The organism is Lentilitoribacter sp. JB5-8 (assembly GCF_055693385.1).
This window is the reverse complement of sequence record NZ_CM146332.1, coordinates 3,696,877-3,710,050: the sequence shown is the minus strand read 5'-3', so window position 1 is coordinate 3,710,050 and position 13,174 is coordinate 3,696,877. Positions and strand designations below refer to the sequence as shown.

Sequence of the window (13,174 nt, the reverse complement as noted above, 5' to 3'; positions counted from 1 at the left end):
GAAAAGGAACATGGTTAACCGAGGTTTAACCTGTTTGCGCGATAGTGGGTGAAACTTAATGAATGGACCTTTTGGTCATGACCAGAAAGAATCGCCCATGCGTAACGTATTAAAATGTTCTTCCCTTGTTGGTATTTTTTGTCTTGGTGTTTCAACTACAGCAATTGCAGCTGACCTTGATAAAATTATTTCGCCAATGAATGCCCCAACAATTAAGCCTGTTGAAGTGGGCAATGGTTGGTATTTGCGTGGTGATATTGGTTACACTGCTAAACAAGAAAATGATGCACCTTCTTTCAACACATTTTCAGTGGCCAATGATTATCGTGCGGGCACGCTGACGACCAGCAGTTTTGGTGATGATTTTTCAATTGGTGGCGGTATTGGATATCGTTTTTCAGATATGTTTCGTGGTGATTTAACATTGGATGTCATCAAAGGTGGATTTGCATTTAATGGAACTGGGCTTGATGAATGTGCAAGCACGTCCCCTGCAAATACAACTTGTTCAGTCAGCGCAAGTGGCAAATATGATAATTACATGGCCATGGTAAATGGTTACGTGGATCTTGGAACAATTTCTGGATTTACTCCATATGTGGGTGCAGGTGCAGGTTATACAAAAGTCAAATATGGTGAAATTACATCCAGAGGCGTTTGTGTTGATGGTGGCGGTGCATGTGGCGCAACGGGAAATGTGTTATCATCTCACAGCAGCAGTTCAGAATGGCGCAAAACATGGGCACTTATGGCTGGTGTAAGTTATGATCTGAATGATCAGTTTAAAGTTGATCTTGGTTATAAATACTCAAATGTTGAAGCCGGTGATATGTTTGGTTACAACGCTGATGCCGCTGCTTTAGGTGCGATTGGCACTCAGGCTAGTGATGGTGGATTTGAACGTCATGAAGTGCGTTTGGGTGTGCGTTTATCGACCTGGTAAATGCCAACCATCTTATTATCTGAATAGGCGGGCAGGGCCCGCCTTTTTTATTGCGCGGTAAAAAATCTAAAAAAATTCGTAGGTAACGGTAAAGCCGTACTTGACTTTTATTGTGCCTCATCATAGTTCGGTCAGTGGGACACCCTTCCCCAACGAAGGGCTACTATCTGGAAGGATAGAGATATGACAGAACTGAATAAACCGGACCTTCGTCCGGACAATGCCCGTTTTTCGTCTGGACCTTGCGCCAAACGTCCGGGATGGACCCCACAATCACTTAATGACGCACCATTGGGTCGTTCGCATCGTGCGAAAATTGGTAAATCAAAACTCAAAGAAGCAATTGATCTCACACGAGAGGTTTTAAACGTACCAGACGATTATCGTATTGGTATTGTTCCTGCATCCGATACTGGTGCTGTCGAGATGGCCATGTGGTCCATGCTCGGTGCGCGTGGTGTTGATATGGTTGCATGGGAAAGCTTTGGTGCCGGATGGGTGACAGATGTTGTAAAACAACTGAAACTCGATAATGCTCGCACCATCACTGCCCCTTATGGTGAATTGCCTGACCTAAATTCAATTAATTTCGACAATGATGTTGTCTTCACATGGAACGGAACAACTTCTGGTGTTCGCGTACCAAATGGGGATTTCATTCCTGATGATCGTGCAGGCTTGACAATTTGCGATGCGACTTCAGCTGCATTTGCGCAGGAGCTAGATTTTTCTAAGCTTGATGTTGTTACTTTCTCTTGGCAGAAAGTTCTCGGCGGCGAAGGTGCTCATGGTGTGATTATCTTATCACCTCGCGCGGTTGAACGCCTTGAGAGCTACACGCCTTCTTGGCCGTTGCCAAAAATTTTCCGCATGACCAAAGGTGGTAAACTGATTGAAGGCATCTTCACAGGTGCAACGATTAATACGCCTTCCATGTTATGTGTTGAAGATTATCTTGATGCGCTTAATTGGGCAAAATCGCTTGGCGGTCTTGATGCACTGGTTGCGCGCGCTAATGCAAATGCGCAGGTCATTCATGATTTTTGCGATCAGACAGATTGGCTTGATAATCTGGCCAAGGATCCAGCAACGCGCTCAAATACATCTGTGTGTTTGACGATCACAGATGCTGATGTTGCAGCTTTGGATGATGATGCCCAAGCTGCATTTGCGAAAGGCATGGTTTCACTGCTTGATAGCGAAGGTGTTGCATTTGACATTGGCGCTTATCGCGATGCGCCTTCGGGTTTACGCATCTGGGCTGGGGCAACGGTTGAAACATCGGACCTAGAAGCTTTGATGCCATGGCTTGATTGGGCGTTTAAACGGCAAAAAGCTTCGCTGGCTAAATAATATAAATTATGTGGCGCTTAAGATGCGCCACTTTCCCTCATATTTAAATAAATGGAGGCCTGAAATGGCACCTCGTGTACTCGTATCTGATAAACTGTCTGAAACAGCTGTCCAAATTTTCCGCGACCGTGGATTGGAAGTTGATTTTATGCCGGATCTTGGCAAAGACAAAGAAAAACTGCTTGAAATCATTGACCAATATGATGGTTTGGCAATCCGTTCAGCAACAAAAGCAACGGAAAAACTCATTTCAGCCGCAAGCAATCTTAAAGTGATTGGTCGTGCTGGTATTGGTGTTGATAACGTCGATATTCCTGCGGCATCGCGTCGCGGTATTATCGTGATGAATACGCCATTTGGTAACTCAATCACAACTGCTGAACATGCGATTGCGATGATCTTTGCAGTTGCGCGTCAATTGCCTGCAGCAGATCTTTCGACACAAGCTGGTAAATGGGAAAAATCCAAATTTATGGGTGTAGAAATCACCGGTAAAACGCTTGGTGTGATTGGCTGTGGTAATATTGGGTCTATCGCTGCATCACGCGGCATTGGACTTAACATGCGTGTGATCGCGTTTGATCCATTTTTGTCGCCAGAACGTGCGGAAAAGCTTGGTGTTGAAAAAGTTGAGCTGGATGAATTGCTCTCACGCTCTGACTTCATCACATTGCATGTGCCAATGACGGATAAAACTCGTGGTATTATCAATGCTGAAGCAATTTCAAAAATGAAAAAAGGCGTTCGCATTGTAAACTGTGCACGTGGCGGTCTTGTTGTTGAAGCTGATTTGGCTGATGCTTTGAAATCTGGACATGTGGCTGGTGCTGGTTTTGATGTGTTTGAAACAGAGCCTGCGACTGACAGCCCGCTATTTGGTTTGCCAAATGTTGTTTGTACACCGCATTTGGGTGCATCAACGACAGAAGCACAGGAAAATGTAGCGTTGCAAGTTGCTGAACAGATGTCAGATTATTTGCTTAAAGGCGCAGTGACAAATGCGATCAACATGCCATCTATTTCTGCTGAAGAAGCACCACGCTTGAAACCATTTGTTTCATTGGCTGATGTCCTTGGTGCATTTGTTGGTCAGGTGACAGAAAGTGCGATTAAAGAAGTTGAAATTCTTTATGAAGGTTCAACGGCAGAGATGAATACAAAGGCATTAACAAGTGCTGTTCTTGCCGGTCTAATCCGTGAGCAAGTTGCTGATGTGAACATGGTGTCTGCGCCAATTATGGCTAAAGAACGCGGTATCGTGTTGTCAGAAGTAAAGCGCGATAAATCTGGTGTGTTTGATGGTTACATCAAACTCACGGTTAAAACTGATAATACAACTCGTTCTGTTGCAGGTACTTGTTTTGCTGATGGTAAGCCTCGTTTCATTCAGATCAAGGGCATCAACCTTGACGCTGAAGTGGGCCGCAACATGGTTTACACAACAAATGCTGATGCTCCGGGTATCATTGGTTTGTTAGGTACTGTGTTTGGTGATGCGGGTGTGAATATTGCGAACTTCCAACTCGGGCGTAATCAACCTGGTGGGGATGCGATTGCGCTGCTTTATGTGGATGAGCCAGTTGCAGAAGACGTGCTCGATAAAGTTCGTTCTCACAGCGAGATTGTGTCTGCCAAACCGCTCGTATTCAACGTTGAATAGTATAAATACTGGTAGATATCCTATCTGGCTGAGTAATAGCCAGTATTTCATTGGATATTTAGCGTTTTTAATGAATAAAGTTTGAGCTAAGGCTCGATTTTCAACCCGCATCTCTTTATAGAGATGCGGGTTTGTTTATTTCTTTGGAGTATGTCGCTCCAAAATTCATGAGGTTCATATGACAAATGTAGTGGTGGTCGGCTCACAATGGGGCGATGAAGGTAAAGGCAAGATTGTTGATTGGCTGTCAGAACGTGCCGACGTTGTTGTGCGTTTTCAAGGTGGGCACAATGCTGGCCACACATTGGTTATTGATGGCGTGAAGTATAAACTATCTTTGCTTCCATCGGGTGTGGTGCGCAAAGGTAAGTTGGCTGTTATTGGCAATGGTGTTGTAATTGATCCTCATGCGCTGGTTGCTGAAATTGATCGTCTTGCTGAGCAAGGTGTTGTTGTTACTCATGATACACTTCGAATTGCAGATAATGCGACATTGATCCTATCGCTTCACAGAGAGCTTGATGGATTGCGCGAAGATGCAGCTTCAAATTCTGGTACGAAAATTGGCACGACCCGTCGCGGCATTGGTCCAGCTTATGAAGACAAAGTTGGTCGTCGTTCTATTCGTATGATGGATCTTGTTAATACTGAAACACTCCCTGCCAAAGTTGATCGTTTGCTCACACACCACAACGCTTTGCGTCGCGGTTTGGGACAGGAAGAAATCGCGATCGATACGTTAATCGATGAATTGATGGCGATCCGTGATCGCATGTTGCCGTTTATCGAATCTGTTTGGTTGTTACTTGATCAAAAGCGTAAAGCCGGCGAGCGCATCTTGTTTGAAGGCGCGCAAGGTACTTTGCTTGATATCGACCACGGTACTTATCCATTTGTGACATCATCTAATGTTGTTGCGGGTCAAGCGGCGGCAGGATCCGGTATGGGGCCTGGTTCGCTTGGTTACATATTGGGTATCACCAAAGCCTATACAACACGTGTGGGTGAGGGGCCTTTCCCAACGGAGCTTGATGATGATGACGGTCAAAGACTAGGTGAACGCGGCCACGAGTTTGGTACTGTTACGGGCCGTCAACGTCGTTGTGGTTGGTTTGATGCAGCGCTTGTTCGTCAATCAGTTGCGGTGAACGGTATCACTGGTATTGCGCTTACAAAGCTTGATGTTCTTGACGGATTTAAAGAGCTTAAGATCTGTGTAGGCTATGAACTTGATGGCAAACGCATTGATTATCTTCCTGCAAGTCAAGGTGCTCAAGCGCGCGTCGTACCAGTTTACGAGGTTATGGAAGGTTGGAATGAAACAACTGTTGGTGCACGCTCATGGGCAGATCTGCCAGCACAAGCGATCAAGTATGTTCGCCGTGTTGAAGAGCTTATCGGTGCGCCTGTTTCAATGTTATCCACAAGTCCTGAAAGGGACGATACGATACTTGTGACTGATCCATTTGAAGATTAAGGTCTTTTTTGATCATTACGGTTATAATTTTGCCGTAAAAGTATCAGATTGTAAGTTTTTGCGAGGTTAGAAATGGCTGACTTTACCGGAGTTATCAGACGAGCTGTTGAAGGGCTGGCGAATAATACGCCAGAGGCGAGACAAAAAGTCTATGATCGTGCGCGTCAGACCATTCAACGTCAACTTGAAGCGATGCCCAACTCAAGTAGCAGTGCTATTTTTGAGCGTCAGCTTTCAAGTGTTGAAGATGCTATCCAGGAAATCGAAGCGCAATATGGTGAGGGGCAAGCGCCTGTTAGCTCAGCTGCATCAGCAAGTGCTGCAGTGCCATCGACATCTGCCCCATCTGCGCCTGCGCCATCGACTCCTGCTCAACCTGCAGCGCCGGTTGCTAAACCAGTCGAGACAATGCCTGAGAAACCAGTTTCATCGGAAGCTGCGCCAGTGGTTACGCCTAAACCTGAACCAGTACCAACGGCACCGATATCAGAGCCGGAAGCTCCAAAGCCTGTAGAGGTTGAACCAAAAGCTATAGAACCTGTCGCAGCTCCAGTTGAAAAGCCGGTTGAGCCGGTGCAGAAACCTGAACCAATTGTTTCCGAACCTGAGCCTATATCTGAGCCTGAACCGGTTCAAGTTGAAGAGCATAAAACTCCAACTGTTAGTGATCAGACGACTACAATTGAACCAGAACCCGTTGTGTCCGAACCATCTGCATCGACTCCTGTGGAAGCTGAACCAGAAGCAGTTTCTAAAGATCTGGATGCTGAACCTTTACAGGTTGCTACGGAGGGTGTTGAAGCTCCTGAAGAAGCGGTTGCTGCTTCAAATGATATTGATGATGAACTTGCTATTCCAGTCGCTGAAAGTGCTGTTGAAACTGCATCTGTCGTTGATGAAAAAGTATCTGAAATTGTCAGCGATGTGACATCTAAAATTGATGCGGCTCAACCAGCAAAAGAAATGCCCAAAGCTGATTCATCATTTTTAACTGATGATAGTATTATTGATCAGGCTGTTGGTGAAATTAAGTCGAGCTTGCAAGCTGACACATCTGACGTTGATTCAGAATTTCCTGATCATGATGCTACCTTTGGATTTGGTGCGGAAGCGTTGCCGGAGGCGCCTGAGCCTAAACGCAAGAAATCGCCCATTGTTATGATTGTTGCCGCCATTTTGTTGATTCTAGCTGGATCTGCATATGGTGTTTGGCGTTATGGTATTGGCGGTTTTGGTGGAGGCGAGAGCGAGATTGCGGAAGCGGTCGATACGTCTGCTGAGGCTGAGCAGAGCCAGGTTGATGAAGAAGCTCCCGAAGAACGTGAGGTTGTCACTAAGGTTGAAGAAACAACGCCAACTGCAAGTGACGCAGGCCCTGCGGGAGATGCCGAGAAGTTTACCCAACGTTTAAACGCTGATGGTACAGAAGAAGATGTTGGACCTTCGCCAGAACTTATCAATGGGCTTCCCGGAGAAGAAGGACGTTCTGTTGCCGAGTTATCTGGGGATGAAACAGCAACTGAGACCGCGCAGCAAACAGAACCAGCTACGGATGGCGCACCTGCCATTGAGAAGATGCTGTTTTATGAAACAAGCTTGGGTTTAGAGCAACAAGCTCGCTATGAAGGTGGCGTGACTTGGAGTGAAGAAGTCGAATCTGATGGTACAGCTTCGCGCCCATATATTCGCGCTCAAATTCAAGTGCCTGAGCGTAACTTGTCGATTGATATGTCTATTAAGCTAAACGGTGATCAGACATTACCTGTCAGCCATTTGATTGATATTAATTTCTCATTGCCGGATGACTTTGAAGGCGGTGAAATTGATCAGGTTACCGAAGTTAAATTGAAAAATACCGAAGAGCAACCTGGCGACAGACTAGCAGCGATTTCCGCTAAAATTGATACGACGTTCTTTGTTGTGGGTTTAGAAAATGATGACGCTGATGTGGTTGCTACGAACCTGCAATTATTGAGCCGCAGAAACTGGATCGATATTCCAATTTCATATAGCAACGGCCGTAAAGCATTGATCACATTGGAAAAAGGTGCGAGCGGTGTGGCGATCTTTGACAAGGTTCTAGCTGCATGGGAAAGAAATCCCGCTCAATAAATCAACATATTAGGTAAGGGGTAGAAATGTCAGGTCACGGTTATGAAAAAGGTCGGCTTGACCTTCCCTTTGTTGGTATTTCAACATTTGGTAAAAATCCTTATGTTGATGATTGGGATAATATCCAAGCTGATGTTGCGGTCTTAGGTGCACCCTTTGATTTTGGTACGCAGTGGCGATCTGGCGCTCGATTTGGTCCACGGGCAATCCGAGAAGCATCGACATTGTTTTCTTTTGGTCATGGCGGTGCTTACGATTTTGAAGATGATGTAACATATCTGCCCGCTGACGAGGTTAAGATCGTCGATCTTGGTGATGCGGATATTATTCACACCGATACGATCAACAGTCATAAAAACATCGAATATGGTGTTCGCAAGATTTTGGATGCAGGTGCGTTACCCGTTGTGCTTGGTGGTGATCACTCGATTAATATTCCATGTATCAATGCATTTTCGGAACAAGAGCCCATTCATTTGGTGCAAATTGATGCGCATCTGGATTTTGTCGATGAGCGTCATGGTGTGAAATATGGCCATGGCAACCCCATGCGTCGCGCCGCTGAAAAAGACTATGTCACTGGATTAAGCCAGATCGGTATTCGCAATGTGTCGTCTACTGCTAAGGAAGGCTACGAAGATGCGCGGGCAATGGGGTCTGATATTATTTCTGTTCGCCATTTTAGAAAACTGGGGCACGAAAGTGTCTTAGATCGCATTCCAAAAGGTGTTCGCTATTACGTCACCATCGATATTGATGGGTTTGATCCATCGATCGCGGCGGGGACGGGCACTCCAAGCCACGGCGGATTTTTATATTATGAAATTTTGGAATTTTTAGATGGCTTAGCTCAACAGGGTGATATTATTGGGCTCGACTTGGTTGAGGTCGCGCCAGATTATGACCATACCGGATCAACGGCGGTTCTTGCGGCTCAAATTTTGATGAATACAATTGGGCGTATCATGCACTATCGGAAATAGTGCATGATATTTTTGATAATTTAAGCGTCTTCGGCTTCAACTGTTACAAGAGCTTGTTGTGCTTCAAGCGCTGCTTTGCGAACAGCTGCTTGAACTTTTTCAAATGCACGTACTTCGATCTGGCGAACACGCTCACGTGAGATCGAGAACTCACCTGAAAGCTCTTCAAGAGTTAGCGGATCTTCGCTCAAACGACGCGCTTTAAAGATACGCTGCTCGCGTTCGTTTAACACACTGATCGCATCTGTGAGCATGTCACGGCGTGTTTCAAGCTGATCCTGTTCAACCAAGATTTCTTCCTGACTGCGGCTGTCATCAACGAGCCAGTCCTGCCATTGGCCAGTTTCGCCTTCACCCGTTTTAATCGGGGCGTTCAGCGAAGCATCACCACTTAGACGTTGGTTCATAGAAATCACGTCTTTTTCAGGAACCTGAAGCTGTGTAGCAATCTGCTCAACCTGATCAGGAGTTAGATCATTCTCATCAATTGCCTGAATGCGGCCTTTGATTTTGCGAAGATTAAAGAACAAACGCTTTTGGTTTGCTGTCGTACCCATTTTCACAAGTGACCATGATCTTAGGATATATTCCTGAATAGATGCTTTGATCCACCACATTGCATATGTTGCAAGGCGGAACCCGCGTTCTGGGTCAAATTTCTTAACCGCTTGCATCAGACCCACATTACCTTCAGACACAACTTCGCCAATCGGCAAGCCGTAGCCGCGATAACCCATTGCAATTTTAGCAACTAATCTAAGGTGAGACGTTACGAGGCGCTGAGCCGCATCGCGGTCATCGTGCTCTTCATAACGTTTAGCAAGCATATATTCTTCTTGTGGTTCAAGCATGGGAAAACGCCTGATCTCAGCAAGATAACGATCCAATCCACCCTTACCGGATGTGATTGATGGTAAAGTTTTCTGGGCCATAAAGCACCCTCCTATTGTTTCAACTTCCATTGAGGCAAGTTGCGACCGCTTATCGCGCATCGATTTAATACAACTTAATTATGGCATAAGCTTGTTTCAAGCTTTTCACACCAAGAGTTTGAACACTAAATTGTGAACCTAGCGTGATTGTCACGTAAACTTCTTATATTTCTATACGCTCAAGTATCTTTGTTAGATTTGCAAAATCTTCCGGTAATTCTGCTTCAAAACGCATTATTTCACCCGAAACAGGGTGTTTAAACTGCAACAGATATGCATGTAAAGCCTGATGGGTGAAGGCGTTAATGGCATTTTTTTGTTCATCGGGTAGTTTGTTTGCTTTGGTTTTAAATGCCGCACCATAGGTTAGATCCCCGATCAAAGGATGCCCGTTATGGGCCATATGAACCCGGATTTGGTGTGTGCGGCCCGTTTCTAACCGGCATTCAACCAATGAAGCAAAAGCATTTACGCCCTCCTGGCCACCAAAACTCTGCTTGGTCTTGTAATGCGTGACGGCATGTTTTGCATCGGGTGCATGTTCTGAGCACACAGCGCGCTTTAATCGATCACTTGAACGACCAAGAAACGTGCTGATTGTCGATTTAATAGGATTTGGTGTGCCCCAAACCAGAGCCCAATAAGCGCGTTCTAATTCGCCTGTTCGTCCATGGTCAGCAAATTGTTCGGACAGGTGACGATGGGCAATGTCATGTTTGGCAACTACCATCACACCGCTCGTGTCTTTATCCAATCGGTGCACAATCCCGGGTCGTTTAACCCCGCCGATCCCAGATAAAGAAGCGCCACAATGATAAAGCAATGCGTTCACCAACGTGCCTGAAGTATTACCTGCACCTGGGTGGACCACCAAACCAATTGGCTTGGTGACGACAATTAGATCGTCATCTTCATATATAATGTCCAATGGAATGTTTTCAGGTTGCGGTTCAGCGTCTGTGATTTCCGGCAATATGACCTCAATACTCATATCAGAGGCGATTTTTTTCTTGGGCTCTTTTGCAATTGCGCCATTTATAGACACCGCACCAGCCTCAATGAGCGCTTTAATGCGGCTGCGGGAGTAATCTGGCGCCATTTTCTGTGCAAGCCAAGCATCTAAACGGCCTGAATCGCCCTCATCAGTAATGAAAGCTTTCAAATTGGCTTCAGCTTCGGTAAAGGATATCTCGCGTGTCACAACTCGTTCCAAATAGGCTTTTTTATGCAAAACCCTGACATAGATAATAATGACGAAAAACCACTTGATCCAACAATGGAAAAAGTCAGACGTAAAATGATACGTCTTTTGGGTGTTTCATTAGGTGTAATGTTTATCGGTGTTATGGCCGTATTGGCCGCCGTTGTCTACAAAATACGCACCAGTGGTGATGAAGAGGCGCAAACAGCTGTGGTGCAATCTGTTTCTAATAGTGCGTTTGTTGCTAATTTGGATGTCATTTTGCCAGCGGATTTTCAGGTTCAAGGGTTTAATCTTGATGGTGCGCGCGGAGCCGTTCATGGCGTTGACCAAAATGGTGTTTCTCAGATTTTGATTATCGATTTAACCAATGGCGAAATCATATCAACCGTAAATCTGCGCAACTAGGCAACGTGAATTGGCTGGCGCACGGTTTATAGAAATCACCGATGCTGATGATCAGCGAATAATTGAGTTTTGTAATATCAAAGAGCGTGACCTGACCCGTCGCCAAGGGCAGTTTATTGCTGAGGGGAAAGTGGTCCTTCAGCATCTTATAAATTCACAGATCACAGATCGTCGCTTTGAGATTGGTAAAATACTGATTTTGAAAAACCGTTTTGAGGGTGTTGAAGAGCTTTTAAGCACCGTGCCAGACACCGTGCCGATTTATCTCGCTGAGAAAAGCGTGATGAATGATATTGCAGGGTTTGAAATGCATCGGGGCATTTTAGCGCTGGGAAAATACCATTCTGATGTGAAAACCGTATTGGATGAGAACGAGCGCAGTTTGGTGCTGGCAGCCTGCGGTATTTCCAATCATGATAATCTGGGATCGATTTTCAGAAATGCTGCAGCGTTTGGCGTTGATAAAATTGTCCTTGATAAGACATGCTGCCATCCGCTCTATCGCAAAGCCATACGCGTATCTGTCGGCACTGCGCTGACCATGCCGTTCGAGCTTGATGTTGATGTCATGTCCATGATCGAAGACTATACCAAAAAGGGCTATTCAATTTATGGCTTGTCGCCTCGCGGTAAGCAGATGATCGACGCATTAGAACCTTCGCAAAAAACGCTTTTACTTCTGGGAACTGAAGGCGAGGGATTGCCCGACAAGATCATGGCGCAGATTAAAACAGCTAAAATCGCACAAAGTAGCGGGCTGGATAGTTTAAATGTCGCCACCGCGTCTGGTATTGCTTTGTGGCAAATTGCCCGGCAGATGAAATTGATCGGATAAATTCGAGATTTGATCTCGAATTAAGGTGGCCTTTATCGTGGCTTTCAAAAAACTATTTCAATTTTTTCTTGAAAGACTTGAGCAAATAATAAGCATCTGAATAGCTTGACTAATAAATAGCCATATTTCATGATGTTTTAGATTCACTGGCTGAACGACAACATATAAAATCCTATAAGTTCAATGGAGACATGAATGTTCAAAAAATTTGCGTTAGGCGCTGCTCTAACACTTGCCACGATTGGCACAACACTAACAACGCCAGCATTTGCGGAAACAAAAATCCCATTTGCACTGGACTGGAAATTTGAAGGTCCAAGCTCACCTTATTTCGTGGCGATTGATAAAGGCTATTTTGGCGAAGAAGAGCTGGATGTAACTGTAACAGCAGGTCAGGGTTCGCTGGATGCTATTCCAAAAGTTGCGACTGGGTCTTTCCCAATTGGCTTTGCTGATATTAACTCGCTCGCCAAATTCTTAGATGAGAATGCAGGCGCGCCAGTAACTGCAGTGATGATGGTTTATGACAAACCACCTTTTGCCATTGTTGGTCGTAAATCTTTGGGTATTGCAGCTCCGAAAGATCTTGAAGGCAAAACACTTGGTGCACCGCCACCAGATGGTGCTTGGGCACAGTTCCCAGCATTTGCATCAGCAAACTCGCTTGATGTTGATAAGATCAAAGTTGAGCCTGTTGGCTTTCCAACACGTGAACCAATGTTGGCTGAAGGTAAAGTGGATGCTGTGACAGGCTTCTCTTTTTCAAGCTATCTAAACCTTGTTCGTTTGGGTGTGCCTGAAGATGACATCTCAACCATTTTGATGGCTGATTATGGTCTTAAACTTTATGGTAACGCGATTATTGTGAACACTGATTTTGCAAAAGCTAATCCTGAGAAAGTGACAGGCTTCTTGCGCGCTGTTGCAAAAGGTTGGAAGGCTTCTATCGCCGATCCAGAAGGTGCTGTGAAAATGATGGTCACACGCAACCCAGCAGCTGATGTTGCGCTTGAAACACGTCGTCTTCAATTGGCAATCGATGCCAATGTGATGACAGACTATGTTGCTGCAAATGGTATGGGCAGCATTGATGGAGCACGTTTTGCTGAGGCACTTGAGCAGCTGAAAAGCACAATGGGTCTTTCAAATGTTGGAGATGCATCACTTTATTTCGATGCATCTTATCTGCCAGATGATGGCAGCTTGATGCTGAAGTAGGTTTTCGACCTATAGACTTTACCTCCCTTCGCATGGCTTAATGCGAGGGGAG

Annotated in this window: 11 protein-coding genes; 9 read left to right on the top strand and 2 right to left on the bottom strand. The window is 45.4% G+C overall.

Annotation, left to right across the window (positions count from 1 at the left end; genetic code table 11):
• Positions 1-58: 58 nt before the first annotated feature.
• The 6 genes from ACZ1GZ_RS17930 to speB all read left to right on the top strand — a co-directional run bounded on the left by ACZ1GZ_RS17930 (position 59) and on the right by speB (position 8,528).
• Entirely contained in the window at positions 59-943 is an 885-nt protein-coding gene (locus ACZ1GZ_RS17930) for an outer membrane protein (protein WP_472666245.1), read from the top strand.
• A 183-nt stretch (positions 944-1,126) separates the two neighbouring features.
• The gene (locus ACZ1GZ_RS17925) at positions 1,127-2,296 is read left to right on the top strand and encodes a phosphoserine transaminase (RefSeq protein ID WP_472666244.1); all 1,170 of its coding nucleotides are present in this window, start codon (positions 1,127-1,129) and stop codon (positions 2,294-2,296) included.
• Between the two features lie 64 nt (positions 2,297-2,360).
• Positions 2,361-3,956, top strand: coding sequence for a phosphoglycerate dehydrogenase (gene serA / locus ACZ1GZ_RS17920; protein ID WP_472666242.1), 1,596 nt, complete (start codon positions 2,361-2,363; stop codon positions 3,954-3,956).
• A 178-nt stretch (positions 3,957-4,134) separates the two neighbouring features.
• Positions 4,135-5,433, top strand: a complete 1,299-nt coding sequence (locus ACZ1GZ_RS17915) for an adenylosuccinate synthase (protein ID WP_472666240.1) — start codon at positions 4,135-4,137, stop codon at positions 5,431-5,433.
• Between the two features lie 72 nt (positions 5,434-5,505).
• On the top strand, positions 5,506-7,545 hold the full coding sequence (locus tag ACZ1GZ_RS17910) for a hypothetical protein (RefSeq protein ID WP_472666238.1): 2,040 nt from the start codon (positions 5,506-5,508) through the stop codon (positions 7,543-7,545).
• A 26-nt stretch (positions 7,546-7,571) separates the two neighbouring features.
• Positions 7,572-8,528 carry an agmatinase gene (speB, locus tag ACZ1GZ_RS17905; RefSeq protein ID WP_472666236.1) on the top strand — a complete coding sequence of 319 codons (957 nt, stop codon included), beginning with the start codon at positions 7,572-7,574 and terminating at the stop codon, positions 8,526-8,528.
• 20 nt (positions 8,529-8,548) lie between these two features.
• Here speB and rpoH read toward each other — a convergent pair whose 3' ends face one another.
• Positions 8,549-9,460 (bottom strand): RNA polymerase sigma factor RpoH, encoded by a 912-nt coding sequence (gene rpoH, locus ACZ1GZ_RS17900; protein WP_472666234.1) that lies wholly within the window; start codon positions 9,458-9,460, stop codon positions 8,549-8,551.
• Positions 9,461-9,623: 163 nt separating this feature from the next.
• Positions 9,624-10,622 (bottom strand): RluA family pseudouridine synthase, encoded by a 999-nt coding sequence (locus tag ACZ1GZ_RS17895; protein WP_472668350.1) that lies wholly within the window; start codon positions 10,620-10,622, stop codon positions 9,624-9,626.
• A 63-nt stretch (positions 10,623-10,685) separates the two neighbouring features.
• On the opposite strand from ACZ1GZ_RS17895, the gene ACZ1GZ_RS17890 reads away from it, so the two are divergent.
• The 3 genes from ACZ1GZ_RS17890 (at position 10,686) to ACZ1GZ_RS17880 (ending at position 13,122) form a co-directional block, all read left to right on the top strand.
• Positions 10,686-11,069 (top strand): hypothetical protein, encoded by a 384-nt coding sequence (locus tag ACZ1GZ_RS17890; protein WP_472666233.1) that lies wholly within the window; start codon positions 10,686-10,688, stop codon positions 11,067-11,069.
• 10 nt (positions 11,070-11,079) lie between these two features.
• Positions 11,080-11,904 (top strand): TrmH family RNA methyltransferase, encoded by an 825-nt coding sequence (locus ACZ1GZ_RS17885; protein ID WP_472666232.1) that lies wholly within the window; start codon positions 11,080-11,082, stop codon positions 11,902-11,904.
• A gap of 195 nt (positions 11,905-12,099) precedes the next feature.
• Positions 12,100-13,122, top strand: a complete 1,023-nt coding sequence (locus ACZ1GZ_RS17880) for an ABC transporter substrate-binding protein (protein WP_472666231.1) — start codon at positions 12,100-12,102, stop codon at positions 13,120-13,122.
• Positions 13,123-13,174: the final 52 nt, after the last annotated feature.